This is a genomic window from Devosia sp. Z6_126 (assembly GCF_058133495.1).
Map to the genome: position 1 here is coordinate 76,464 of NZ_JBYUNO010000002.1, position 25,424 is coordinate 101,887.

Annotated in this window: 21 protein-coding genes; 4 read left to right on the top strand and 17 right to left on the bottom strand. The window is 61.9% G+C overall.

From position 1 onward, the window contains the following. The first annotated feature begins 1 nt into the window (after position 1). Positions 2–613: a 2-dehydro-3-deoxy-6-phosphogalactonate aldolase gene (locus AC3YOG_RS07180; RefSeq protein ID WP_489934627.1), complete on the top strand. Its 612-nt coding sequence runs from the start codon at positions 2–4 to the stop codon at positions 611–613. Next, positions 610–1,485, top strand: coding sequence for an SMP-30/gluconolactonase/LRE family protein (locus AC3YOG_RS07185; protein ID WP_489934628.1), 876 nt, complete (start codon positions 610–612; stop codon positions 1,483–1,485). Before AC3YOG_RS07180 ends, AC3YOG_RS07185 begins: the two co-directional genes overlap by 4 nt. An 8-nt stretch (positions 1,486–1,493) precedes the next feature. On the opposite strand, the gene AC3YOG_RS07190 is transcribed toward AC3YOG_RS07185, so the two are convergent. After that, positions 1,494–3,641, bottom strand: a complete 2,148-nt coding sequence (locus AC3YOG_RS07190) for a ComEC/Rec2 family competence protein (protein ID WP_489934629.1) — start codon at positions 3,639–3,641, stop codon at positions 1,494–1,496. 79 nt (positions 3,642–3,720) lie between these two features. On the opposite strand from AC3YOG_RS07190, the gene gltX reads away from it, so the two are divergent. Together gltX and gltA are read left to right on the top strand one after the other, a co-directional pair. After that, positions 3,721–5,139, top strand: a complete 1,419-nt coding sequence (gltX, locus tag AC3YOG_RS07195; RefSeq protein WP_489934630.1) for a glutamate--tRNA ligase — start codon at positions 3,721–3,723, stop codon at positions 5,137–5,139. Positions 5,140–5,283: 144 nt separating this feature from the next. Then, positions 5,284–6,573, top strand: coding sequence for a citrate synthase (gene gltA / locus AC3YOG_RS07200; RefSeq protein WP_489934631.1), 1,290 nt, complete (start codon positions 5,284–5,286; stop codon positions 6,571–6,573). On the opposite strand, the gene AC3YOG_RS07205 is transcribed toward gltA, so the two are convergent. The 16 genes from AC3YOG_RS07205 to AC3YOG_RS07280 form a co-directional block, all read right to left on the bottom strand. After that, complete coding sequence (locus tag AC3YOG_RS07205; RefSeq protein WP_489934632.1) at positions 6,570–7,700, bottom strand: lipid-A-disaccharide synthase; 1,131 nt, start codon at positions 7,698–7,700, stop codon at positions 6,570–6,572. The two genes, gltA and AC3YOG_RS07205, sit on opposite strands and share 4 nt — an antisense overlap. Further along, positions 7,693–8,523 (bottom strand): UDP-2,3-diacylglucosamine diphosphatase LpxI domain-containing protein, encoded by an 831-nt coding sequence (gene lpxI / locus AC3YOG_RS07210; protein WP_489934633.1) that lies wholly within the window; start codon positions 8,521–8,523, stop codon positions 7,693–7,695. Before lpxI ends, AC3YOG_RS07205 begins: the two co-directional genes overlap by 8 nt. A gap of 20 nt (positions 8,524–8,543) precedes the next feature. Next, positions 8,544–9,353 (bottom strand): acyl-ACP--UDP-N-acetylglucosamine O-acyltransferase, encoded by an 810-nt coding sequence (lpxA, locus tag AC3YOG_RS07215; protein WP_489934634.1) that lies wholly within the window; start codon positions 9,351–9,353, stop codon positions 8,544–8,546. Beyond that, positions 9,350–9,826, bottom strand: coding sequence for a 3-hydroxyacyl-ACP dehydratase FabZ (gene fabZ, locus AC3YOG_RS07220; RefSeq protein ID WP_172123317.1), 477 nt, complete (start codon positions 9,824–9,826; stop codon positions 9,350–9,352). The genes lpxA and fabZ overlap by 4 nt, the downstream gene beginning before the upstream one ends. Continuing rightward, a complete protein-coding gene (gene lpxD, locus AC3YOG_RS07225) occupies positions 9,819–10,856 on the bottom strand; it encodes a UDP-3-O-(3-hydroxymyristoyl)glucosamine N-acyltransferase (protein WP_172123316.1) in 1,038 nt (345 codons plus the stop codon). Before lpxD ends, fabZ begins: the two co-directional genes overlap by 8 nt. A 74-nt stretch (positions 10,857–10,930) precedes the next feature. After that, positions 10,931–13,039, bottom strand: a complete 2,109-nt coding sequence (gene bamA / locus AC3YOG_RS07230) for an outer membrane protein assembly factor BamA (RefSeq protein WP_172123315.1) — start codon at positions 13,037–13,039, stop codon at positions 10,931–10,933. Between the two features lie 181 nt (positions 13,040–13,220). Then, complete coding sequence (rseP, locus tag AC3YOG_RS07235) at positions 13,221–14,357, bottom strand: RIP metalloprotease RseP (RefSeq protein WP_489934635.1); 1,137 nt, start codon at positions 14,355–14,357, stop codon at positions 13,221–13,223. Positions 14,358–14,393: 36 nt separating this feature from the next. Continuing rightward, positions 14,394–15,254, bottom strand: coding sequence for a phosphatidate cytidylyltransferase (locus AC3YOG_RS07240; RefSeq protein WP_489934636.1), 861 nt, complete (start codon positions 15,252–15,254; stop codon positions 14,394–14,396). Next, complete coding sequence (gene uppS / locus AC3YOG_RS07245) at positions 15,251–16,012, bottom strand: undecaprenyl pyrophosphate synthase (protein ID WP_127753062.1); 762 nt, start codon at positions 16,010–16,012, stop codon at positions 15,251–15,253. Before uppS ends, AC3YOG_RS07240 begins: the two co-directional genes overlap by 4 nt. A 29-nt stretch (positions 16,013–16,041) precedes the next feature. Beyond that, positions 16,042–16,599 (bottom strand): ribosome recycling factor, encoded by a 558-nt coding sequence (gene frr, locus AC3YOG_RS07250; RefSeq protein ID WP_127753061.1) that lies wholly within the window; start codon positions 16,597–16,599, stop codon positions 16,042–16,044. A gap of 18 nt (positions 16,600–16,617) precedes the next feature. Beyond that, positions 16,618–17,334: a UMP kinase gene (gene pyrH / locus AC3YOG_RS07255; protein WP_127753060.1), complete on the bottom strand. Its 717-nt coding sequence runs from the start codon at positions 17,332–17,334 to the stop codon at positions 16,618–16,620. A gap of 160 nt (positions 17,335–17,494) precedes the next feature. Then, positions 17,495–18,439, bottom strand: a complete 945-nt coding sequence (tsf, locus tag AC3YOG_RS07260; protein ID WP_127753059.1) for a translation elongation factor Ts — start codon at positions 18,437–18,439, stop codon at positions 17,495–17,497. Between the two features lie 71 nt (positions 18,440–18,510). Continuing rightward, entirely contained in the window at positions 18,511–19,281 is a 771-nt protein-coding gene (gene rpsB, locus AC3YOG_RS07265; RefSeq protein WP_127753058.1) for a 30S ribosomal protein S2, read from the bottom strand. Positions 19,282–19,489: 208 nt separating this feature from the next. Beyond that, a complete protein-coding gene (gene dnaE / locus AC3YOG_RS07270; protein WP_489934637.1) occupies positions 19,490–22,945 on the bottom strand; it encodes a DNA polymerase III subunit alpha in 3,456 nt (1,151 codons plus the stop codon). Positions 22,946–23,391: 446 nt separating this feature from the next. Further along, positions 23,392–24,078 carry an ABC transporter ATP-binding protein gene (locus AC3YOG_RS07275; protein ID WP_172123312.1) on the bottom strand — a complete coding sequence of 229 codons (687 nt, stop codon included), beginning with the start codon at positions 24,076–24,078 and terminating at the stop codon, positions 23,392–23,394. Then, positions 24,071–25,375 carry an ABC transporter permease gene (locus AC3YOG_RS07280; protein ID WP_127755221.1) on the bottom strand — a complete coding sequence of 435 codons (1,305 nt, stop codon included), beginning with the start codon at positions 25,373–25,375 and terminating at the stop codon, positions 24,071–24,073. The genes AC3YOG_RS07275 and AC3YOG_RS07280 overlap by 8 nt, the downstream gene beginning before the upstream one ends. Positions 25,376–25,424 lie beyond the last annotated feature (49 nt).

A 25,424-nucleotide genomic window follows, 5' to 3' on the forward strand; every position in this document is an offset into this window, starting at 1 on the left:
CATGCCCCACCGCCACCTGATCGCGATTCTGCGCGGCATTACCCCGCCCGAAACGCTGGATGTGTGCCACGCCCTTGTTGCGGCCGGCATCACCATGATCGAAGTGCCCCTCAACTCCCCCGACGCCCTGACCAGCATTGCGCTGGCGGCCGAGGCGCTCTGGGATGACGTGATGGTGGGTGCGGGCACCGTTCTGAACAAAAAGCAGGTTTGGGCCGTCGCCGATGCCGGCGGCACCTTTGTTGTATCCCCGGATACCAACCGGTCGGTTATAGAAGAAACGGTGCGCATTCAGCTGGGCTCCTATCCCGGCGTGTTCACTCCCAGTGATGCGTTCAAGGCGATCAAGGCGGGCGCCACCGGGCTCAAGTTTTTCCCCGCTGAAGTTCTGGGCCCGCGCGGCATCAAGGCGATGAAGGCGGTCTTGCCGCCCGAGCTGCCGCTTTACGCGGTGGGCGGCGCCAAGCCGGACAACTTCGGCGAATATTTCGCCGCCGGTTGCAGCGGTTTTGGCCTGGGCACCTTTTTATACAAGCCCGGCAGCACCCCCGCCGAAGTCGGCCAGCGCGCCGCCGAGGCGGTATTGGCTTATGATGGAAGGACTACAGCGTGACGCAAACGGCGAGCCTGCTGATCGACAGCAAATGCGCATTGGGCGAGGGCCCATTCTGGCACCCGGACCGCCAGCAGCTGTTTTTCCTTGATATCAACAATCAAAAGCTCTTCGCCACCTCAGCTCGGGGCAATGTCGAAGTGAGCTGGAGCTTTGACGAGAACGTCGCCGCGGCTGGCATCATCGATGCCGACAACCTGGCACTGGTCACCGAAACCGGGCTCAAGCGCTTCAATCTACAGACGGATGAGCAAGGCCTCATCATTCCGCTCGAAGCAGACGATCCGCTGACGCGCGGCAATGACAGTCGGGTGCATCCCTCGGGCGCCTTCTGGATTGGAACCATGCGCAAGGAGGAAGAAGCGCCGGGCGGCAAGCTCTATCATTACCGCGCGGGTCAACTGAGCGTGCTGCGTTCCAACGCCTCGATCCCCAACGCCACCTGCTTCACGGCCGATGGGCGCACCGCTTACTGGACCGATACCCCCACCAAAAAGATTCTCAGGGTACAGACCGATCCGGCCACCGGCATGCCGGTCGGGGAATGGTCGCTCTTCGCCGATGTCTCGGACGGCCGCGGCTTCCCCGACGGCGCGGTGGTTGATAGCGAAGGCTATCTGTGGAATGCGAAATGGGGCGGCGGCTGCGTCGTGCGGCATGCGCCGGATGGCTCGATCGACCGGATCATCGAAGTGCCGGTCTCGCAGGTCACCTGTCCTGCCTTCGGCGGCCCCGATCTCAAGACCCTCTTCATCACCACCGCCGCCAAGAATCTAAGCGCTGAACAGCTGGCTGCCGAAAAGGTGGCCGGCGGGGTCTTCTCGATCCAGGTGGATGTGCCCGGCATCCCGGAGGCGCGCATCGTCCTCTAGCCTGCCCCTTATTGTGACCTCACGCGCCAGGGGCGCGTGAGGTTGGGCACGGCAGTCCGCACGACAAAGCGCTGCTCTCCATCCTCCCATTTGAACCAGTGCACGCCGCCCCTTGCGAGATCGTCGCGGTCAATCACCTGGGCCTGCGCCCGGCATGCAATCGGCGCCCGCAACCGCGTCACCACCAGATCGTGGCGGGCGCAATCTTCGGCGAAGGCGCCGACATCACGCACCACCGCCACCCCAAATTGCTCCGTCGCGACCACGCAACCGAGGCTGTCGCAGCGAGCCGCGTCGAGGACGGGCGCAATTTCTTCCTGGTAATGTTGACCCCAGACGTCAACGGCAAAGCTGCCTGCCCGGCCGGTAACCAGCCCCAGCCGGGTCTCGCTGCGCACCGCGACGGCTTGGGTCGTATCGGCAACCAGCACATCGGGGCGCTGATCGAAACCAAACAGCAAGATTAATGGGATCGCCGCCACCGGAGCAAGGAAGCGCCACCGGCTGGGAAAGAACGCAAACCAGGCGAGCGCCGCTAACCCCAGCAGCAAGGCGGTTGAGGTCAGCAGCGGATTGCCGGTGAGCCCCTCGCTCCAACCCGCCACGAGGACCGCGCCGTCCACCATGCGATCGATGCCCCAGCCCATCACCGCAACCAACGGCGCTTCCAGCCCGAGCGGCATCAGCAATACCGAGAGGACGCCAAAGGGCATGATGACGAGGCTGACCACTGGCAACACCAGCACATTGCCGATCACCCCCAGGGGTGCGGTCTGCTGGAAATGATAGGCCGAGAACAGCAAGGTGGCGGTGCCGGCGATGAAGCTGGTCAGGGCGGCGGTCCCCACCGAGACGATGAGACGGGCAATACCCGCCCGGTGCACCGAGGGGGTTCTTCGGGGCAACTCATAAATGCCGATCAGCGCCACCACGGCTGCAAAGGACAGCTGGAAACTGGCCCGAAACACACTGGCGGGATCGAGCAGGATCACCACCAGCGCCGCAATGGCAACATTGCGCATGGTCAACGCCCGCCGCCCCGCCAGCACCGCGCCAAAGATCAGGGCCAGCATGATAGTCGAGCGGAGTGCCGGCACATTGGCCAGCCCCCCCGCCAGCAGCAAATAGCTGAAAGCCGCAGCAATTCCGGCCACCGCCGCGAGCTTCTTGACCGGCCAGCGCACGGCCAAACCGGGAAGGCTCGCCAGCAACAGCCGCACCAACCAGAACACGCCGCCCGCGACGATCGACAGGTGCAGCCCGGAAATCGAATAGATATGCGCAAGGCCCGAAGCTGCCATCACGTCACGCGTTTCGTCGTCAATGGCGCTCTGATCCCCCACCACCATAGCGCGGGCAATGGCGGCCGAGGCGCCTTCCATCTGTTCGTCCAGCCGGGTGCCGATCGCACGTCGCAGATCCTCGACCGAACGGCCCAGATTGAAGTCCGTCGCCTCAGCGACACGCGTAATCGCACCAGTTGCATTGCCATAGGCGCCGATCCCCGCAAAATAGGCGTGAAACTGCCCGTCAAATGCGCCGGGCAGCACTGGCCCCGGCACTGGCGCCAACCGCAACTGCCCCCGAACGGTGTCACCCGGTTGCAGCGGCGGCTCGGCCGGGATCAGCAATCGCGCCTTGTTGATCGGCGCCGATGGCGCTTCTCCCAACGGCCGCAAGGCTGAAACCACGACGCGGCGATCCTCTTGCGTCGCCGAAAGGATCTCGTCGATGACTGCCTCGTATTGCCCGTAAAGCGGGAACGGCAGCATGCCCGTTCCCCACAGCGCGCCATGAACCGGGAGAAGGCAAAAACCGCCCCAGAAGGCCGCAAACAACACCGCCAGCCGCAAGGCCGCCAGATTGCGCAGCGCCAGGCACGCCCCTAGGCAAGCGGCCGCGCCGACCGCCCCGAGTGCCGAGCCCGCCGGTTCAAACGGCAGGCCCGCATAGCTGACCAGCCCGGCAATGGCAGCAAAAGGCAGGAGCACAAACACCCGTCGACCCGCCAGGGCCGCCTCCAGGGCGCGGACAAATAATAGACGTTTGGTTGCTACGACGGCGGGCAATAGCTTGGGCGAGGGAAGGATCGGGCCAGCCTGCACCGGCACCGGCGCAAGCTCCCGCGTCTGCTCCAGCGCCCCCGTGCCCTGCACCGCGGCGTCCCCTCTACTTGCGCTCGTGCTACCCTATGCTACACACGCTACCAAACCTCGTCCAACCGTTCCGGTATTCATGTCTAAAGTCGTTACCCGCTTCGCGCCTTCCCCCACGGGCTTCCTCCATATCGGCGGTGCGCGCACGGCGCTGTTCAACTGGGCCTTTGCCCGCAAGCACGGCGGCACCATGCTGCTGCGCATCGAGGACACCGACCGCGAACGCTCCACCCAGGCCGCTGTCGAGGCGATCAAGGATGGGCTGTCCTGGCTTGGGCTGCACTGGGATGGCGAAGCCATTTCCCAGTTCGAGCGTGCTGGCCGCCACGCCGAGATCGCTCATGAGCTGATCGCCAAGGGCCATGCCTATAAGTGCTATTGCTCCCCCGCCGAACTTGACCAGATGCGCGAGGAAGCCCGCGCTGCCGGCAAGCCGCCGCGCTATAACGGCTATTGGCGCGACCGGGACCCGAGCGAAGCCCCTGAAGGCATTGCCCCCGTAGTGCGCATCAAGGCGCCGCTCTCGGGCGACATCGTGGTCAATGACCATGTGCAGGGCAAGGTCGTGTTCAAGACCGAGAACCTCGATGATTTCATCATCCTGCGCTCGGATGGTACCCCGACCTATATGCATGCCGTGGTGGTGGACGATCACGACATGGGCGTCACCCACATCATCCGTGGCGACGATCACCTCACCAATGCCGCCCGCCAGATCATCATCTACAATGCGATGGGCTGGACCGTGCCGGAGATGGCCCACATCCCGCTGATCCACGGCCCGGATGGGGCCAAGCTCAGCAAGCGCCATGGCGCCCTCGGCGTCGACGCCTATCGGCAACTGGGCTACCTACCCGAAGCTTTGCGCAACTATCTCGCTCGCCTCGGCTGGAGCCATGAGGACGACGAGATCTTCTCGACCGAGCAGATGATCGAGTGGTTCAGCCTTGAAGGGCTCAACAAGGGCGCCGCGCGCTTTGACTTCGTCAAGCTCGAAAACATCAACGGCCACTATATTCGCGAGGCCGCGCCCGACTATCTTTATGATGTCATGATCGCCACGGCCAAGGAAGTTGGTCGCACCGTCGACCTTGAGGGCCTCACCGCTAACAAGGACACGGTGCTCGCCGCACTGCCCGAACTGCAGCCGCGCGCCAAGACGGTCCTTGAGCTGATCGACCTGGCGCAGTTCATCTATGCCACCCGGCCGCTCGCCATCGACGCTGCAGCTTCGGCGCTGCTCACCCCCGACTCACGTGCGGTGCTCGCCGATATGGCGAGCACGCTCGAAAGTCTCGATGACTGGTCGGTGCCGGCGATCGACGCCGCCATGCGTGCTCTGGCTGAAACAAAGGGGCTCAAGCTCGGCAAGCTCGCGCAGCCCTTGCGCGCAGCGCTCACTGGCCGCACAGTTTCCCCGGGAATCTTCGAGGTGATGGTGCTGATCGGGCGCGAAGAAACCATGGCGCGGCTGGGCGACCAGGCTGCTCTAAGATAACAAACCAATCGGGTAAGTACTGCTTACCCTTAGTTGCGGCGACCGGGGCGAACTGCTACCCCACACTACAACTGAACAGGCAATAGCCGGCCCCCTCTGCGGTGTTTTCTGCACTCCAGGCCGCGGGCCATCGAGGAGAGTTAAATGACCGATCCAGTCGCCAAGCTCACTATCGGGGACCAGACTTTCGAGTTCCCGGTACTGTCAGGAACCGTCGGCCCCGATGTGATCGATATCCGGTCGCTGTATTCCAAGACGGGCATGTTCACCTACGATCCCGGCTTCACCTCCACGGCCGCCTGTGACAGCGCCATCACCTATATCGATGGCGACAAGGGCCAGTTGCTCTATCGCGGCTACCCGATCGACCAGCTTGCCGAAGGCAGCAACTATCTCGAGGTCTGCTACCTCCTGCTCTACGGCGAACTGCCGAGCAAGACCGAATTGGCGGACTTCGAAACGCTGGTGACCCGCCACACCATGGTGCATGAGCAGATGCACTATTTCTATCGCGGCTTCCGCCGCGATGCCCACCCGATGGCGATCATGACCGGCGTCGTTGGCGCCATGGCGGCGTTCTATCACGACTCGACCGACATCAATGATCCGCAGCAGCGCGAGATCGCCTCGATCCGCATGATTGCCAAGATGCCGACCATTGCGGCCATGGCCTACAAGTATTCGGTCGGCCAACCCTTCGTTTATCCGCGCAACGATCTCGATTACGCGTCCAACTTCCTGCATATGTGCTTCTCCGTGCCGGCCGAGGAATACAATGTCGATCCCGAGATCGCCCGCGCCATGGACCTGATCTTCACGCTCCATGCCGACCACGAGCAGAACGCCTCGACCTCGACAGTGCGCCTGTCGGGTTCGTCCGACGCCAATCCATTCGCCTGTATCGCTGCCGGCGTTGCTTGCCTTTGGGGCCCCGCTCACGGCGGCGCCAATGAAGCGGCGCTCAACATGCTGCGCGAAATCGGCACGGTCGACCGCATCCCGGAATACATCGCCCGCGCCAAGGACAAGAGCGATCCGTTCCGCTTGATGGGCTTTGGCCACCGCGTCTACAAGAACTTCGATCCGCGCGCGACCGTGATGCAGGAAACTGCCAAGCGCGTGCTTGCCATCCTCGGCGTCGAGAACAACCCGACCCTGCAGGTCGCCCAGGAGCTGGAGCGCATTGCGCTTGAGGACCCCTATTTCGTCGATCGCAAGCTCTACCCCAATGTGGACTTCTATTCGGGCGTGATCCTCGACGCGATCGGGTTCCCCACCTCCATGTTCACCGTGCTCTTTGCCGTGGCTCGCACCGTCGGCTGGATTGCGCAGTGGAAGGAAATGATCGGCGACCCGCAGAAAAAGATCGGCCGTCCACGCCAGCTCTATGATGGCGCCCCTATGCGGGACTATGTCTCGATCGAAGGCCGCTAACTGGCGCTGAGATGAGCCAGGATCCGGTCAGCTGGATCCTGGCGCGCTATGCCGGGGACGCCCTCGGTCATCAGCTTGCGAAGCTCGCCGAAAGCCACTTGCTGGGCCTGGCGGGCTTCTTTGCTGTCGAGCAGCGCTGTGGCGTGATTTACCAGCATTTGGGGTGATGGTTCGGTCATCACCAGCTCGTCGAGCACCGCACGCCCAAGGATGATATTGGGCAGCGAGATCATTGGTCGGCCCAGCTTGCCGAACACCCGCGACTGATGCTTGTCCATCACATAGGTAACGACCATTTTCACGTTCGAGAGCGCCAGCTCCAGCGTCGCCGTACCCGCCACCGACAGCGCCAGCACCGAGCGGCCATAAAGCTCCACCCGCTCCGCCCGGTCGCTCGTCACCGTTACCGGCACCGGCCAGTCGGCGACTTCATTAACGAGGCGCGGCTTGAGCGTAGCCAGCGTAGGAATTGTTATCCCCGTCACCGCCGGATGCTGCGATAATTGCTCCACTGCCGTTTTGAACAAGGGCAAGTGCCGGCGCAGTTCACCCTCGCGGCTACCGGGCAGCAGGATAAGTTCGCCGCGCTCCGCAGGAGCGCTAACCGGCCGACCTTCGGCCAGTGCGGGGTGCCCCACATAAGCGGTAGGTGGGCCACCGAGCCGCGCCATCACTTCGGGCTCGAAGGGCAGAACCGCCAGCACTTCATCGAACAAGGGCTTGAGCTTGGCGGCGCGATGCGGCGCGCGGGCCCAGACCGAGGGGGCAACATAAAGGATCAGCGGTTTGCCATACCCCATTGCGCGCAGCCGCCGCGCCACAAGAGCCGAAAAGTCCTGCGCGTCCACCAGCACAGTCACATCAGGCGCCGCAGCTCGAATTGCCCGCGCTGTCTGCTCCACCCGCCACAGCAGCAGCGGCAGCCGCTTGAGCACATCCGTAATGCCCATCACCGCCAGATCGCTCATCGGAAACATCGAGCGCAACCCAAGCGCTGTCAGTTCGTCGCCCCCGACGCCACTGAGGTCGAGCGGCCCCCGCGCCTGCAAGCGCCGCACCAAATCGGCGGCGATGCGGTCTCCCGAAGGCTCGCCGGCCAGCATGAAGAGCTTGAGCGGCTTACGCATCGGCCAGCTTGATGCCGATAACGCTGACCCCGTGGCGCGCCGCCGCCTGGACAAGCGCCGCCCGCTGCAGCACAAGACTGCGGCCCGCTTCCACGGCAATCACCGAGATGCCCGCCGCTGCACAATTGGTCACCGTATCGGGCCCGATTGCCGGCAGATCGGCAAAGGCCGGCTGCTGCGGCTTCATCGCCTTGGCCAGCACCATGGGCGTGCTGCCGTCCCCCGCCAGCCCAGTGCGCCGCAGTTCGCCAATTCGAGCGATAAGCGCATCGGTGCCGCCGATATCCTCTACCGCAATAACCCGACGCCCCGAGGCCACGGCCGCTTGCCCGATATCGAGGCCGCCGATCGCGCGTGCGACGCCCAGCGTGTAACTTGCGGCCAGAACGGCCTCATCTGCAATCCCTGGCCCGGCAATACTGCCTTCCGGGGCCAACAGGTCGGGGGCCAGTTCATGCACACCGATCAAATCGGCACCTGTCATCTTCTTGAGTACGGATCCAATCGCCGCCAGTTCGGCGTCGCCGACCGGCCCCGCCTCACCACTTGGCGAGGGCGCACCATTGCCATTGGCAAAGCGGATCAGGCCTTCCCGTGCCTTGTCGGGCAAGTGAAGCCCGCCGGCAAAGGCGATATGGGTCGTACGAAATACCTTGAGCGACCAGATGATGCCAAGGGGATTGTCGAGCTTGGCCTCGACCATCTTGATCTTGGCCAGATCCGGCCGCGGCGTCAGCGCCAGCAGCTGCACCTTGTATCCGACTTCAAGTGCGGCCTGCACGACATGGGGCACCAGATCTCCGGAGCCCGCAAAGATCGACAATCGCCGAGCCGAACGCCACATCACTCGGCCGAGTGGCCGTTCCGCGGCATCAGGATCGGCCGATCCGAGGCTGCGCCAATAAAGGTCACGACGTCCTGCACCAGCTTGTCGTCCTTGAACAACTCGGCGGCGTCCTCGACGCGCTCGCGCAACGTACCCTCGTTGGAAAAGATCATGCGGTAAGCCGCGCGCAAGCGGTGGATCGCCTCCCGATCGAACTTGCGGCGCTTCAGGCCCACGAGGTTGAGCCCCGCCAGCGAAGCGCGGTTGCCGACCGCCATGCCATAGGGGATCACATCACCATCGATCATCGACTGGGCGCCGATAAAGGCATGGTTGCCGATCCGAGTGAACTGATGCACCACGCAGATGCCACCGAAGATCACATTGTCTCCGACATGGCAGTGCCCGGCGATACCGACATAGTTGGCCATAATGACATTGTTGCCGATGATGCAGTCATGGGCGACATGGGCATTGGCCATGATCAGGCAGTCATTGCCGATCTGGGTCAGCATGCCGCCATTCTCGGTGCCGGGATTGAGCGTCACCGCCTCACGGATGGTGCAGCGCTCCCCGATCACGAGGCGCGATGCCTCACCGTGATATTTCAGGTCCTGGGGCACGTGCCCCACGGAAGCGAAGGGAAAAACGCGGGTGTCAGCCCCGATTTCGGTGTGGCCATCGACCGACACATGCGAGATCAGCTCGACACTGTCGTGCAGCACCACGAACTCGCCGACAATGCAGTAGGGACCGATCTTGACCCCCTGCCCCAGTTGCGCGCCGGGTGCGACGATGGCGGTGGGATGCACAAAGGCTTGAGTCACGAAGTGGCCTCGACAATCATTGCAGTAATCTCGGCTTCGGCGATGACCGTGCCATCGACAATCGCCCGCGCCTCGTAGCGGCCGACATTGCGGCGGCGCTGGATCTTGGCGATGTGAAACTCGATCTTGTCGCCTGGAATCGCCGGCTTGCGGAACTTGGCCTTGTCCACGCCCAGCATCAGCACGATGTTCTTCCGGCCCGTGCCGGAGTCATGCTTGATCACGATGGCGCCGGCGGTCTGCGCCATGCCTTCGATGATGAGCACGCCCGGGAAAATCGGGTTCTCAGGAAAATGACCCTGGAAGATGGGCTCGTTGAAGGTGACGTTCTTGATGCCGACAGCCGTTTCGTCGCCGTCGATGTCGATGATCCGGTCGATCATCAGCATGGGGTAGCGATGCGGCAGGCTCTTGAGGATTTCAGCCAAGCTCATGGCCCCGAGCTCGGTTGCAGTAGTCACGTCCTCAGTCATGCCGTCTGTCCCCCTTGGTCAATTTACGCATGGTGGCGATCTCGCGCCAAAAGTCTCGAATGTCCTGCGCCGGTGCCCCGGCGAGCTTGGAGCCTGCGGGCCAGTCCTTGGTGACCGCAGCGCGGCCATGTACGACCGAGCCGGCGCCAATGGTCAAGTGACCCGAAGTGCCTACCCCGCCGCCCATCAGCACGCCATCCTCGACAATGGTCGAGCCGGACAGGCCCGACATTGCCGCGATCAAGCAGTTGCGGCCGATCCGGCAGTTATGGCCAATCTGCACCAAATTATCGATCTTGGTGCCCTCGCCTAGGCAGGTGTCGCCCAGCGCGCCACGGTCGACGGTGGAATTGGCGCCGACCTCGACGCGATCCTGGATCAGCACGCGCCCGAGTTGTGGCAATTTGCGGTTCGTCTGGCCGAAGTCAAGCCAGCCAAAACCTTCGGTGCCGATGCGTACGCCCGAATGCAGCACCACCTCATTGCCGATATGGGCGCAATCAATAGTGCAGTTGGCCGCGATGGCACAATTGCGCCCGATCGTCACCCCGGCCCCGATAACGGTGTTGGCACCAATCGTCGTGCCCCGCCCGATCTCGACCCCGTAGCCGATTACGACATTGGAGCCAATCGACACCTCGAGCTCGAACACCGGCGCCCCCAGATCGGCCCGTTCCGCGGCCATCACGCCCCGTGTGCTTGCGGGATAGAGGTAATCCAGGAAATCGGCAAAGAGGTGGTGCGGCTTGGGGGCCGTTATCGCTATGAGCCCCTCCGGTACGGCGTCACGCAGTTCAGCCGAAACAATGACCGCCCCGGCGCTAGTGCCGCGTAGCTGCTCCAGATACGAGCTGTGCGCCGCCAGTGCAACATCCCCGGGGCCGGCGAGCTCCAGCTCGCTTGCACCGGTTACGATATGACCGGCGGCGTCTTCGGATAGACCGGCAAGCAGGTCGGTCCGGCCAAGGCTGGACAGAATGGTGCCGATGGAGGCGGGACCGGAAAAACGGTGAAAGCGGGTGTCGACCATTGTGTCACTTAAAAAAGCAAAGAGCCGCGGCGCTACCGCCCCGCGGCTCTTAGAACTGTTTCACGCCCGGGCGACTAGAGCAAGGTCGACAGGGTCAGCTGGAACACCTGGGTGCGATCGGCTTCCGACTTGCTGAGCACGTGGGAGAAATCGCCACGCAGCGGACCAAACGGCGAGTCCCAGATGAGCGACGCACCGATGGAGGTCCGTAGCGGCTCGTTCTCGCTGCCAGGGTCCACAGGGTTGCCCTGCGCATCGGGAATACCATCCACCCATGCAGCGTCAGCCCAGACGGCGCCGCTCACACCATAGCTCTCCGGCAGAACCGGGATCGGGAACTGAACTTCGGCAGAAAGACCGGCATACATGGTCGCACCGAGATATTCGCCGCTTTCCAGGCGCGGCCCAAGGCCACGACCCTCGAACCCACGGATCAGCTGCGAACCGGGCATGAACGCCTCAAGCGGGCTGACTTCGCCATCGCCCAGAGCGTGGACGATACCGGCCTGGCCCTTGACGCTGGCCACGATCCCGCTGTCATCGAGCAGCGGCACAAAGTAGCGCCCACGAGCCTCGGTCTTCACCAGGTTGTAGTCCCAGCCGATATATTGCTGGGTGAAGGTCGCATAAAGGCCCTCGGTCGGCTTCTTGACGCTATCAACACCGTTCCAGGTGAGGGTGTAGCCGATAAAGGCCTTGTAGAATTCCTCACCATCATCGAACAGCGCCGAGTTGTCGGGATCTTCGTCCACGACGACCTTCTGTTCGATACCGGTAAACACTGTACCCGAGAGGTTGCCAAGGATCGGGGCGCCGAAACGCACCTGGCCGCCGGTAGAGGTAAAGCCGTAGAAGTTCCGATCGGTCTCATCGACGATGCGGTGATAGGCATCAACGCCCGCCGACACCTGCAGACCCATGAAACGGGGCTCGGTGAAGGAGAAGTCGAAGGTCTTGCCCGATTCCGAGGCACCAACAGCGGCACGCAGATACTGGCCACGACCAAGGAAGTTACGCTCGGTCAGCGAGACCTCGCCCAGGATACCTTCGGTGGTGGAGTAACCGGCCGTGGCACCGTACTCACCCGTGGAGCTCTCGGTCACAGCGATATTGACGATGACCTTGTCGGCGGAAGAGCCGGGCTGGGTCGTCACTTCAACAGTTGAGAAGTAACCCAGATCCTGGATTTCCTTGCGACCGCGAACCAGCAGTGCACGGTTGAAGGGGTCGCCTTCAGCGAACTCCAACTCGCGACGGATCACGAAATCACGCGTCTTCTCGTTGCCCGTGATGTTGACGCGCTCGACATAGACGCGGGCACCCTCATCAACCAGGTAGGTAACGTTGAACCGGCCATTGGTGACGTCACGATCCATACGGGCGCGAACATCAGCAAAGGAATAGCCCTGCGCCGTGGCTTCATAAGCCATGTCTTCGATGGTGCGCTGCAGGTCCGTAATGGAGTAGCGGCCACCTTCGTTCGTACGCACAGTGCTGGTCAAAGCCTGCGTATTGAGCCCCTCGATGCTGGTCTCGATGCCAACATTGGCGAACTCGTAGCGCTGACCTTCATTGACGGTAAAGTTGATGAAGTAGGCATTGCGGGCAGCATCATACTCGCCGACCGAGGTAACCTGCGCATCGGGATAACCGCGATTGGCGTAGTACAGGCGGATCAACTCACGGTCGACGGCGATCCGGCGATCATCGTAGGAGTCATCCTTGAGCAACCAGCTCAGGAAGCCCGTTTCCTTGGTCGTGATGGCGCCCTTGAGGTTGCCCGTGCTGAATGCGTTATTGCCAGTGAAGTTGATGGCGGCGATGCCAGCACGCTCCCCTTCATTGATCACGAAGGTAACCCGCACCCGGCCATCGGCGATGGTTTCGGTCCGCGCTGTCACACCGACCGACATGAAGCCGTCGGCGTCATAAGCCTGACGGATGCTTTCAATGTCGGAGGCAAGACGCTGCTGGGTGAAAACGCCGGAGGCGGACACATCCACCATGGCCAGCAACTGAGCGTCCGAGAAGCGACGATTGCCTTCGAACAACACCGAGCCGACCAGTTGCTCCTGAGCCTGCGCCGCGACTGCGCCGATAAGCGGAACACCAGACCCGATAACAGGAGCTGCAGCACTCAGGATTGCGAGCGCCACGCCGCGCATAAGCTTCGATTGAGTCATATTAATTTGCCTTCTGCGACCGGCTCGGGGACTCGCCATGCACAGCAATCCCCCCAGCCCACTCCATTGAACCGTTTTACCGGTTATTTAACCAAGGACAAGGCTAAAGCCGCGACGCGGTTAGCAAATGCTTGGATGCCTTGTATTCGTGCAACACCTTGAGAACCAAGGTTAAGAAGCATTAACCCAGCGTCCGCAAATAGGCGAAGAGCGTATCGTTAAACAGCGTGAAGACCATTAACGCCACCACCAATGCGAAGCCGAATCGGAAGCCTATTTCCTGAACTTTAATGCTTAGTGGTCGTCCCCGCACTGCCTCAACGAGGTAATATAACAGGTGTCCACCATCGAGCATGGGAATCGGCAGCAGGTTGAAGACGCCGATGTTTAGCGACAGTAGCGCCATAAGGTTAATCAGAGGGATGATGCCGAGTGTGGCCACCTCCCCCGAAACCTTGGCGACTTTTACGGGTCCGCCGAGTTGCTCGACATCGCCCCGCCCGACAAAGAAGTCCCCCAGGAACGCGCCCGTGCGCTGGATGATGAAGCGGATTTCCTCAAAGGTCATCCCAATCGCTTCCACCGGACCGGGCCGGTAAAGCGTCACCTCGGTTTGCTCGACATCACGGCTGACGCCGATGCGGCCGATGCGCTGGTTGTTGCCGAAGCGGTCCTGCACATCCACGGCCTCGGGAACGAGGACAAGGCTTTGCGGAGCGCCGTTGCGTTCGATCTCGAGGGTCACCTGGCGCTCGGGGCTGGTGGCGACGAAGCGTTGGAAATCCTCAAAACCGCGCACGGCATAGCCATCAACGCCGGTGATCACATCGCCCGCCTGCAGTCCTGCCGACTCGGCGACGGACCCGGCAATCACCTCGGTGATCACCGGCGGAATGGTATAGCGTCCATAGCCCAGCAGCAGGGCATAAAGGATCAGGAAGCTCAGCAGTATATTGGCGATCGGCCCCGCAGCGACCACGGCAATGCGTTGCCAAACATTCTTGTTCTGAAATAAATGAGGCGCCAGCGCCGGGTCAACCTGTGCGAGGGCCTCCGGATCCGGAACGCTTGCAACATTCATGTCGCCGGTGAACTTCACATAGCCGCCCAACGGAATGGCCGAGATCCGCCAGCGCGTCCCTGCCCGGTCGTTCCAGCCGATCAGCTCCGGGCCAAAGCCGATGGAAAATGCATCCACGGCCACACCATTCCAGCGCGCGACCAGGTAGTGGCCCATCTCATGAACGAACACGATCACGGTCAGAACGACCAAAAACGGAATCACATAGGACAACGGCCAGGCCACAAAATCGAGCATTGAATACCTTGTTCCGGCGGCGGCGTCTGGTTCAACCTACCAGTAGAGGAGCCCTTCGGCTACCGCGCCCCAACCCGCATGCATTGCGCCAATCGCAACAACCAGCAGCACACTCAATGTCAGGCTGTCCAGGCGATCCATCAAGCCCCCGTGCCCGGGAATAATGTCGCCGCTGTCCTTTACCCGGAAGTGCCGCTTGACGGCGCTTTCGCACAGATCGCCCAATTGCCCAAGAACGCTGATTGCGGCTGATAGCAGCAGGCCGATCCACCATGGTGAGTCCGAGACCAAAATCCAGACCACGAGCCCGGCTGTTGTGCCGAGTGCCAGGCCGCCCAGAGCGCCCGACCAGGTCTTGGACGGCGAAATATCGGGCGCAAGCTTCTCGCCACCGATCTGGCGACCGGTGAAAAAGGCGGCGGAATCGGTCATCCACACAACGGTGCCGAGGTAAAGGCCAGCCCAGACACCAGAGAAACTCGTCCCCCTGAGTGCCTGGGCGGCAATGATGACGGCGCCAAACAGCACCAGCCCTGCAACTCGCCACCACATGCCCTCACCTCGGGCCAGCAAGGCAAGCACGCAGGCAAGGGCAATGATAGCAATCGAGGCCGAAATTCCAGCAAAGGGATAAACCAGACCCGACAATGCCACAGCCGCAATGAGCATCCAGCCGAAAGGCGTCAGCGGCGCCCGGGAAACCATGGTTTCCCATTCGCGATAAGCTCCGGCAAACACCAGGCTAACAACAAGGGCAAAGAAGGCGCCCCCCATGTAAAGGGCAGATGCCGTCAAGGCGATCAACACCACGGCAGACCCAATGCGGGGCCCCAGATCAGCCCAGACCCGACGGCGCGGCGGCGAAGGCTGTCCCAAAGGGGCGTCCGGCATAGTCATGGCCCAGCAGATCCGATCCCACCGAAACGCCGATCGCGCAGCGAGAAAGTTTGGAGAACTTTCAGGAAACTCTCTTCCCCAAAGTCGGGCCAATATTCGTCCACAAAGACGAACTCCGAGTAGGCGGCCTGCCACAACAGGAAGTTGGAAATGCGCTGCTCGCCGCTAGTGCGGATGATCAAGTCAGGGTCCGGAATGCCGGCGGTGTAAAGTGCACCGGCAATGGTTTCCTCGGTAATGTCGTCCGGCGACAAGCGTCCCGCGGCGACTTCCCTGGCGATCCGGCGCGTCGCATTGGCAATCTCTGCCTTGCCGCCATAGTTGAACGCCACAATCAGGACGAGGCCAGTGTTGTCGCGCGTCTTGGCTTCGGCATCGTCAATCAGCCGAACCAGCGATGGCTCCAGCCCTGCCCGGTCGCCAATGATGCGTACCTGCACATTGTTGCGGATCAGGCGCTGCAAGTCAGAGGCAACGAAGCGCCGGAGCAGGTTGAAGATAAAGGCGACTTCTTCCTTGGGGCGGGTCCAGTTCTCGGACGAAAAGCTGAACACCGTCAGGTGCGGCACGCCATAGTTGATGCACAGCTCAACCAGGTTGCGCAGCGACTTGACGCCTTCGATATGCCCCTCGGTGCGCAGCTTGCCACGCGCCTTGGCCCAACGGCCATTGCCATCCATGATGACGCCGAGATGCACAGGGATGCGCAGGCGCGTTCGAGGCGCGAGTTCGGCGGTGATAGCGGGTTCGCTGGACATCTACGCCCTCCCGGCGCAGTGCAAGACCGTCAGACCTGCATGATTTCCTGTTCTTTGGTCGCGACGACGGCATCGATCTCCGCCACGGCGGCATCGGTAGCCTTCTGCACCAGGTCGGATTGCGTGCGAGCATCGTCCTGGCTCATGTCACCGTCCTTTTCGGCCTTCTTGAGAATGTCCATGCCATCACGACGGATGTGACGCACGGCCACGCGGGCCTGTTCGGCATAATTGTGGGCAACCTTGGTCAGCTCGCGCCGACGCTCTTCATTGAGCTCTGGTAGCGGAACGCGGATCACCTGGCCTTCCCCGATGGGGTTCAGGCCCAGGCCGCTGTCCCGGATAGCCTTCTCGACGGCGTTAGCCATCGAGCGATCCCAGACCTGGACGCTCAGCATGCGGGGCTCGGGCACGGTCACGGTGGCAACCTGGTTCAGCGGCATCCGCGAGCCATAGGCTTCCACCGACACCGGCTCCAACAAACTGGCGCTAGCGCGACCCGTGCGCAATCCGGCAAGTTCCTCACGCAGGGACGTGATGGACTTCTGCATCCGGTTCTTGAGATCACTGAGGGAGTAAGTGGCCATGATGTGCGTCCTTATAGGCTATTTAGCTTTACCGACTCGTGTACTGCGAGCCGTGCCAGCTAGAACGCCGGACAGACCTTCCTGGTCGTCCAGCGCATAAACGATTATTGGCAATGCATTGTCACGCGCAAGCGCGAAGGCGGCGGTGTCCATGACTTTGAGGTTGCGGCTGATCACTTCGTCATAGCTCACGCTTTCATAGCGCGTGGCCAGGGGATTCTTCTTGGGGTCCTCGGAATAAACCCCATCAACCTTGGTACCCTTGAGCAGCACGTCGCAATCAAGCTCGATCGCCTTGAGCGCAGCAGCGGTGTCCGTGGTAAAGAACGGATTGCCGGTGCCACCGGCGCAGACCACCACATAACCCTCATCCAAAGCAGCCTTGGCGGCGCGTGCGGTGAAGTTATCGGCGACCGATGGCATGGTGAGGGCCGAAAACACCTTTGACTTCACGCCCTGGCGGGAAATGGCATTGGAGAGCGCGAGGGAATTGATCACCGTGCCGAGCATGCCCATCAGGTCAGCGGTGACGCGATCCGTCCCATCGGCAGCCACGGCCATGCCACGGAAGATGTTACCGGCGCCAATGACAATGGCGATCTCCGTCCCGCCCTTGGCGGCATCGGCAATCTGGCTGGCCACGGAATGGAGAAATTCAGGCTCGATGCCGAAGGACTGATCGCCAGCTAACACTTCGCCCGAGACCTTGAGCAAAATGCGTTTGTAGCCGGTCATCGGCAATTCCTTCTGCAAAAAACAAGGGAGCCGAAGCAGCCTGCTACCCTATTGCACAGCTGTGAGCGGCGGGGAAGCGGGCGTGATGCGGATTTGAGCGTGTCGGCATACGCGAAAGAACGGAGGCAGGCCCCGACGGGGACCCGCCTTCGCCCGGTTATTACTGAGCAGGCTGCTCGTTCTTGATGCCAGCGGTAGCGGCAACTTCGGCAGCGAAGTCGGACTCGACCTTCTCGATACCTTCACCCAAAGCGTAGCGGATGAACTTGGTCAGCTTGATCGGCGCGCCGACAGCCTTTTCCGCGTTCTTGATCGCATCGCCAACCTTGGTTTCGCCGTCGATCACGAAGGTCTGCGCCAGCAGCGTGACTTCCTCGTAGTACTTGCGTACGCGGCCTTCGACCATCTTCTCGATGATCTCGGCTGGCTTGCCGCTTTCGCGGGCCTGCTCGGCGAAAATCGTGCGCTCGCGCGCCACGACATCCTGATCAAGGTCGTCGGGCGAGATCGAGAGCGGGTTGGTGGCGGCAATATGCATGGCGAGCTGCTTGCCCAGCGTTGCCAACGCAGCCTTGTCACCGGTGGACTCAAGGCCAACCAGAATGCCGATCTTGCCCATGCCGGGCTTGACGGCGGAGTGCACATAGCTTTCCACCACGCCATCGGAGACCGCCAGGGTTTCCGTGCGGCGCAGATTCATGTTCTCGCCGATCTTGGAGATCGCTTCGGTCAGTTCAGCCGAAACCGAATGACCCGAGCCGGGGAACGGCATTTCGCCAAGCTTGACCACGTCACCGTCTGCATCGAGTGCGAGCTTGGCGATATTGCCAACGATGTTCTGGAACTGCTCGTTGCGTGCCACAAAGTCGGTCTCGGAATTGACTTCGACCACAGCAGCCTTGTTGCCGCTGGTGGCAACGCCGACGAGACCTTCAGCAGCGACCCGATCAGCCTTCTTGGCAGCCTTGGCTAGGCCGCGCGTACGCAGCCAATCGATGGCGGCTTCCATGTCGCCATTGGTCTCGGCCAATGCCTTTTTACAGTCCATCATGCCCACGCCAGTCGCCTCGCGGAGCTGCTTGACCATGCCTGCAGTGATTTCCATAGGGTTCACCCTTTGGCGGCCTCACTGGGAGGCCGCGTTCTTTGGTTCAAGATGAAATCCAGCGCGCTGGATCAGTTGGCGGCAGCGGTCTCTTCAGGGAGATCTTCGGCCGGAGCCTGGTCGGCTGCGCCAAGATCCGCACCCAGAGCGCTTGAAGAGCGGCCGATGCCGTCGATCGCAGCCTTGGACACGAGCGACACATAAAGCTCCAGCGCACGGCTGGCGTCGTCATTGCCCGGAATCGGGAAATCGACGGTGTCGGGATCACTGTTGGTGTCAACAATAGCGATCACCGGGATGCCCAAGCGGCGAGCTTCCTTGATGGCGTTCGCTTCCTTGTTGGTGTCGATCACAAACAGCAGGCTGGGAACATTGCCCATGTCCTTGATGCCGCCAAGGTCACGCTCCAGGCGCTCCTTTTCGCGGCTCATCATCAGACGCTCTTTCTTGGTGCGCAGCGCAAGCTCGTCTTCGCTCATCGCCTCAAGTTCGCGCAGACGCGAGATCGAGTTCGAAATGGTCTGCCAGTTGGTCAGGGTACCACCGAGCCAACGCGAGTTGACGTAGTACTGCGCCGACTGCTTGGCCGCATCGGCGACCAGGGGGGCGGCCTGACGCTTGGTGCCCACGAACAGAACACGGCCGCCGTCAGCAACGGTGTCGCTGATCAGCTGCAGGGCGCGGCTGAGAGCCGGAACAGTCTGGCTCAGGTCGAGAATGTGGATGTCGTTGCGAACACCAAAGATGAAGCGCTCCATCTTGGGGTTCCAGCGGTGCTTCTGGTGACCGAAGTGGACGCCTGCTTCGAGCAATTGGCGCATGGAGAAATCGGGCAAAGCCATGATGGCTGCTCCTTGTTTACCGGTTGATGCCGCCACGAGATCTTGCGGCGGGTTGCCCCGCCACCGGATGGCCTTCCAGAGGAAAGCCAGCCTCGTGTGTGAAATCGCGCTGGCCGCAGCCAGACACATGCGCGGATATAGGGGAGGATAGCCGCAAAGGCAAGCACCAGTCTGTGCCGTGGTCCCCATGCGGCGCCATGGCTCGGGCCTAATGCAGCCTTACATCCGCGACCCCCTCCAGCGCCTTGATGCCAATGGCGATCTCGGCGTTGAGGCGGTAGCCCCCTGGCAGTTCGATCTCGTATTCGCGCTCGCCCCCACCGCGGACGACAACAAAGTTGACCGACCCTTCCCCGCCCCGCTTGAGCTGGGCGCTGATTGGCCCGAGGCATCTCGCGTCGTCAGCAAAGACGGTGAGGCGCCGATCCACCTTTTCCGCAACCCCTTCGATCGCCTCGGCGGACAACAGCCTGAGGCTTACGCCGTCGGCTCGCTCGTCAGCGCCGACCTGCAGGATCACGGACTTGCCGGGCTGCAGCACGCCGCCAAACTCGTTGATCTGTTCGGAAAAAGCGATGCACTCAAAGGTGCCGGTCTGGTCCGACAGGGTCAGGATCATCATCGGCGTGCCCTTGCGGGTTCGGCGATCCTGACGGCTCGCGATGGTACCCGCGAGGCGCCCCGCCGACGCCCCATCCTTGACTGCACGCTCGAAATCGCTCCAGCGCTGCACACGAAGCTTTTCGAACAGGTCCGAATAGGCGTCCAGCGGGTGAGCCGAAAGGTGAAACCCGATCGCGGATAGTTCACGGTCAGCGCGCTCGGTGGAGTTCCACGCCGGGATCCCCGTGGGCAGGCGGAACGGTTCGGGGCCCGCGGCATCGAACATGTTCCACTGCCCTTCATTGCGCTCACTCGCCAGCGCCTGGGCGGTGCCGATGACAGCATCCATGGCGGCGAAGGCAACTTCGCGGCGCGGCACCAATTCATCGAAGGCGCCGGCATTGACCAGCGTTTCCAGCGTGCGCTTGTTGAGCACCCGCGGGTCGACCCGCCGGGCAAAGTCGCCCAGGTCCTTGAAGGGCTGGTCGCCGCGAACTTCCACAATATGCTCGGCCATGGCCCGGCCGACGCCCTTGACGGCGGACAGACCATAATGGATGCGATCGTCCTTCACCGCGAAAACCACTTCCGACTTGTTCACGCAAGGTGCCACGACTTCTATGCGCTTCTTGCCCGCCTCGCGGCGGAAGTCGGACAGCTTGTCGGTCTGCGCCATGTCGAGGGTCATGGAGGCGGCATAGAACTCGTGCGGATAATGCTCCTTGAGGTAAGCCGTCTGGTAGGACACCCAGGCGTAAGCGGCGGCGTGGCTCTTGTTGAAGCCATAATTGGCGAACTTGGCCAACAGGTCGAAGATCTGATCGGCGAGCGCTTCGCTCACGCCCTGCGGCCCCGAGCCTTCGCGGAAGCGGATGCGCTGGTTATCCATCTCCGCCTTGATCTTCTTGCCCATGGCCCGGCGCAGCATGTCAGCTTCGCCCAGCGAATAACCCGACAGCAGCTGGGCGATCTGCATCACCTGCTCCTGGTAGACGATGATGCCATAGGTTTCGTCGAGCACTTCGCTCAGCTTGGGATGGGGATATTCCACCTCCTCGCGCCCATGCTTGCGGTCGATGAAGCTCGGGATGTTGTCCATCGGGCCCGGTCGATAAAGCGCGTTCATCGCGATCAGGTCTTCAATGCGGTCGGGCTTGAGGTCCATCAAAGCGCGGCGCATGCCGGGCGATTCAAACTGGAAGATGCCGTAGGTGTCGCCGCGGGAATAAAGCTTATAGGTCGCCTTGTCGTCGATCGGGATGGCGTCGATGTCGAGTTCGACCCCGCGCTTCTTGACCATGTCGACGGCATAACGGATCGTGGTCAGGGTCTTGAGACCCAGGAAGTCGAACTTCACCAAACCCGCCGGTTCAACCCATTTGAGGTTGTATTGCGTCACCGGCATCGCCGAGCGCGGATCGCGGTAAAGCGGCAGCAGTTCCTGCAGCGGCCGATCCCCGATTACGATGCCGGCGGCGTGGGTCGAGGCATGGCGGAACAGACCCTCGAGCGACTTGGCGATCTCGACGAGTTGGCCAACCGTCTCGTCGTCCTCAGCCATCTGCTTGAACTGCGGCACCTCATTCATGGTGCGCTCGATGGACCACGGGTCGGCCGGATTAGCTGGCACGAGCTTGCAGATGCGGTCCACCTGGCCATAGGGCATCTGCAGCACGCGACCGACATCGCGCAGCACGGCGCGGGCCTGGAGCGTACCGAAGGTAATGATCTGAGCGACCTGGCTGGCGCCATACTTGCGCTGCACGTAGTCGATGACCTCTTCGCGCCGATCCTGGCAGAAATCGATATCGAAGTCGGGCATGGAAACGCGTTCCGGATTGAGGAAGCGTTCAAACAGCAGATTGTAGCGAAGCGGATCGAGATCGGTGATGGTGGTGGCATAGGCAACCAAGGAACCGGCGCCCGAGCCGCGGCCTGGGCCGACGGGGATGTCGTGGGCTTTCGACCACTGGATAAAATCGGCCACGATCAGGAAGTAGCCGGGGAACTTCATCTTCTCGATGATGCTGAGCTCGAAATCGAGCCGCTCGCGATATTCGGTTTCGCTCTTGCCAGGGGCAATGCCGGTAGTCGCAATGCGCTTGTCCAGCCCCTCAACGGCGATGCGGCGCAACTCCGCCGCTTCCGCTGCCACAACTTCGTCTTCGGTGGCGTGCGAACCGGCGGCAAATTTTGGCAGGATGGGCCCACGCGTGCGCGGCCGATAGGCGACACGGCGAGCGATCTCGACGGTCGAATCGAGTGCTTCGGGCAGATCGGCAAACAGCTCCGCCATTTCGGCGCGGGTCTTGAAATAAAATTGGTCGTTGAGCTTGCGGCGCTCGGTTTGCGCCAGCACCGTGCCGCCGGCAATCGCCAGCAGCGCATCATGGGCCTCATACTCCTTGGCCGATTTGAAGAAAGGCTCGTTGGTTGCAACCAGTGGTATGCCATGACGGTAGGCATAATCGATCAGTCGCGGCTCGACCGACGCCTCCACCGCCCTGCCATGGCGCTGCAGCTCGATATAGAAGCGGTCACCAAATAGGTTGGAAAGCCGATCTAGCCGAGCGAGCGCATTGTTATCCTGGCCCATGGCAAAGGGCATGTCGATGGCTCCTTCGGGCCCGCCTGATAGGCAGATCACCCCTTCGAGCCCTTCGCGGCTGAGCCAGTCGAGGCGCGCGCTGGCATTGCCGCCCTCCCCTTCCAGGTAGGCACGCGACACCAGTCGCGACAGATTGGCATAGCCCGTTTCGCTGGTGGCCATCAGCACAACGCTGGATTTGCCGGCCCAAGCCACATGGCCGCGTTCGCTCACGCGCTCTTCGGCCGCTGCGAAATCGAATGGGAGCTCCACCCCGATCAGGGGCTGAATGCCCTTCTTGCTGGCCTTCTCGGAGAATTCCAGGGCACCGAACAGATTGCTGGTATCAGCAATCCCCAATGCGGGCTGGTGGTCCTCCTTGGCCAGCTTGAGAATGGTCTCAAGCTGCAGCGCGCCTTCCAGCAGCGAAAAGGCAGAATGGACGTGAAGGTGAATGAAACCGGGGCCGCTCATGCTCGTCTCCTAGGCCGTCTTTGTGACAGCCTGCGGGCAGCGGCGGAACCCATTGCGGTGCCGTTGCCCACAACAAGCCTCACACGAGTCGGCTGACGATATCCATCCAGGTGAGCGAGCCAATGGTGAAGGCGCCGAGGGTGACGAACGCGGCCAAATCCTTGATGAAGGTGATCATGTCGGTGTCTCCGTTGAATGCTCTCCTTGTATGTTCTCGTTTTGTTCTTGTCGAGATTGAACTCCGTGAACAGCGTGGATTGCCGCTGTTTGGTTAGCTGATCGTTAAGGGATGAACGGGCGAGCGACGTCCCCGCCGGTTGTAAAGGCGGGGAGAAGAAGCTGCGCGTGACCATTCAGGCTGGCGGCCAAATGGCAGAGGTTCAGAAGGCAAACGCCCCCTCCCCGGCCTGGCCGAGGAGAAGGAGCATCAAGCGTCAGCGGCGAGGCTAAAGCGTGTGTTCGACGACCAGACCGCCACGCAGGGTAACAATGCGGTCGGCCCTGCGAGCAAGGTCATGATTGTGGGTGGCGATCAAGGCCGCGGCGCCTTCGTTGCGGATGAGGGAGCGCAACGCTTCGAACACCAGATCGCTGGTGTCCGGATCGAGATTGCCCGTCGGCTCATCGGCAAGGATGACCTTGGGGTGGTTGGCTGCGGCTCGGGCAATCGCGATGCGCTGCTGTTCGCCGCCCGAGAGTTCGGCCGGCCGATGGGTCGCCCGTGGCTTTACGCCAAGCAAGTCGAGCAGTTCCATCGAGCGGGCTTGTGCCTCCGCGCTCGTCTTGCCCGCGATCAGCTGGGGCATGGAGACATTCTCCAGCGCCGTAAACTCGGGCAGCAGATGATGGAACTGGTAGACATAGCCAACTGTCGATCGCCGCAATTGCGTGCGGCCACGATCACCAAGCTTGCTGGTGCGGATGCCCGTGATCTCCACCTCGCCGCTTTGCGGCGACTCCAGCAGCCCGGACAAGTGCAGCAATGTGGATTTACCCGCACCCGAGGGCGCGACGAGGGCAACCAGCTCGCCGCTCTCCACCGTCAGATTGGCGGCTTCGAGCACGCGAACAGTCGCGTCGCCCTGGCCATAATGGCGGTGAACATCGGTCAGGACGAGGTGCGGTCTACTCATAGCGAAGCGCCTCTACCGGATCGTATTGGGCTGCCCGCCAAGCGGGATAAAGGGTGGCCAAGAAGCTCAGCGCGAGCGCAAGGCTTACCACGATGGTGACTTCCAGCGGATCGGTCTTGGACGGCAAGGACGACAGAAAGAACACCTCAGGTGGGAAAATCGCCACTCCGAGCGTATTGGAAATAAACGCTCGCAGCGGCTCGGCATTGGCAGCAATGATAAGCCCCAGAACGGTTCCGACCACCGTTCCGATCACCCCGATCGTCGTGCCTGTGATGGAAAAGACCCGCATGATGGCGCCCCGCGTCGCGCCCATGGTGCGCAGCACCGCGATATCGGCGCTCTTGTCCTTCACCAGCATGATCAGGCTCGAGATAATGTTGAAGGCCGCAACCACGATGATCATCGAGAGGATGGTGAACATCACCACGCGTTCGACCTGAAGGGCCGAGAAAAAGGTCTCGTTGCGCTGCTGCCAGTCGGTCAACACCAATGGACGACGGTCCGGATCAGAAAGCCGCTCGCGCATGAGCGTGACGTCATCGGGATTATCGATGAAGATCTCGGCGGCCGTTACGCGCGGCACACGCTCATAGGCGGCATCGATTTCCTCATCAGTGGCCATGGGTCCGAGCGGGGGCTGTCCGGGCTTGAGCACCTCGTCTACGAGCTTGAAGTAATCCTGCGCGGGCTCCAGCGGCATATACATGAACAGCGAGTCGAACTCGATCATGCCCAGATCAAAGATGACGCTCACCGGGTAGGAGCGGATCTGGGGCGTGCTGCCAAATGGCGTCATCGCCCCATCCGGATTGATGATGGTTACCTGGTCTCCCAACGACAAGCCAAGCGTTTGGGCCAGGCGGTAGCCAATGGCAACACCACGGCCCTCATCCCAGCCATCCCAGCCGCCTTGCTCGGCGGCCTGATACAACAGGTCCAGCTTCTGGATGTTCTCCAGGTCCATGCCGCGAACGCTGACCCCTGTGGAATTGCCGCGCCCGGATGCCAGCACCTGCCCTTCCACGAAGTAAACCGCGAAGTTCACGCCTTCGACCTCTTCAAGATCTGCGATGGCAGATTTGTAGTCAGTGAACTCACGCTCGATCGGGAAAGCCGTGAAGTGGCCATTCAGCCCCAGGATCTTGGTGAGCAGTTCCTCGCGAAAGCCGTTCATCACCGACATAACGACGATCAGGGTCGCAACGCCGATGGCGACGCCAACCATGGTCAGGCTGGCAATCACGGAGATGAATGCTTCCTTGCGGCGAGCGCGAAGATAGCGGCCGGCAATCATCCATTCGAAGCGGGAGAACGGGCGCGTGCCAGCGCTCGCGGCGGGCTGG

Coding starts and splice junctions, on each gene's coding strand:
- AC3YOG_RS07180 (WP_489934627.1), top strand. CDS start 2: ATGCCCCACCGCCACCTGATCGCGATTCTGCGCGGCATTACCCCGCCC.
- gltX (WP_489934630.1), top strand. CDS start 3,721: ATGTCTAAAGTCGTTACCCGCTTCGCGCCTTCCCCCACGGGCTTCCTC.
- gltA (WP_489934631.1), top strand. CDS start 5,284: ATGACCGATCCAGTCGCCAAGCTCACTATCGGGGACCAGACTTTCGAG.
- AC3YOG_RS07205 (WP_489934632.1), bottom strand. CDS start 7,700: ATGCGTAAGCCGCTCAAGCTCTTCATGCTGGCCGGCGAGCCTTCGGGA.
- fabZ (WP_172123317.1), bottom strand. CDS start 9,826: ATGACTGAGGACGTGACTACTGCAACCGAGCTCGGGGCCATGAGCTTG.
- lpxD (WP_172123316.1), bottom strand. CDS start 10,856: ATGGTCGACACCCGCTTTCACCGTTTTTCCGGTCCCGCCTCCATCGGC.
- bamA (WP_172123315.1), bottom strand. CDS start 13,039: ATGACTCAATCGAAGCTTATGCGCGGCGTGGCGCTCGCAATCCTGAGT.
- rseP (WP_489934635.1), bottom strand. CDS start 14,357: ATGCTCGATTTTGTGGCCTGGCCGTTGTCCTATGTGATTCCGTTTTTG.
- AC3YOG_RS07240 (WP_489934636.1), bottom strand. CDS start 15,254: ATGACTATGCCGGACGCCCCTTTGGGACAGCCTTCGCCGCCGCGCCGT.
- uppS (WP_127753062.1), bottom strand. CDS start 16,012: ATGTCCAGCGAACCCGCTATCACCGCCGAACTCGCGCCTCGAACGCGC.
- frr (WP_127753061.1), bottom strand. CDS start 16,599: ATGGCCACTTACTCCCTCAGTGATCTCAAGAACCGGATGCAGAAGTCC.
- pyrH (WP_127753060.1), bottom strand. CDS start 17,334: ATGACCGGCTACAAACGCATTTTGCTCAAGGTCTCGGGCGAAGTGTTA.
- tsf (WP_127753059.1), bottom strand. CDS start 18,439: ATGGAAATCACTGCAGGCATGGTCAAGCAGCTCCGCGAGGCGACTGGC.
- rpsB (WP_127753058.1), bottom strand. CDS start 19,281: ATGGCTTTGCCCGATTTCTCCATGCGCCAATTGCTCGAAGCAGGCGTC.
- dnaE (WP_489934637.1), bottom strand. CDS start 22,945: ATGAGCGGCCCCGGTTTCATTCACCTTCACGTCCATTCTGCCTTTTCG.
- AC3YOG_RS07275 (WP_172123312.1), bottom strand. CDS start 24,078: ATGAGTAGACCGCACCTCGTCCTGACCGATGTTCACCGCCATTATGGC.
- AC3YOG_RS07280 (WP_127755221.1), bottom strand. CDS start 25,375: ATGATTGCCGGCCGCTATCTTCGCGCTCGCCGCAAGGAAGCATTCATC.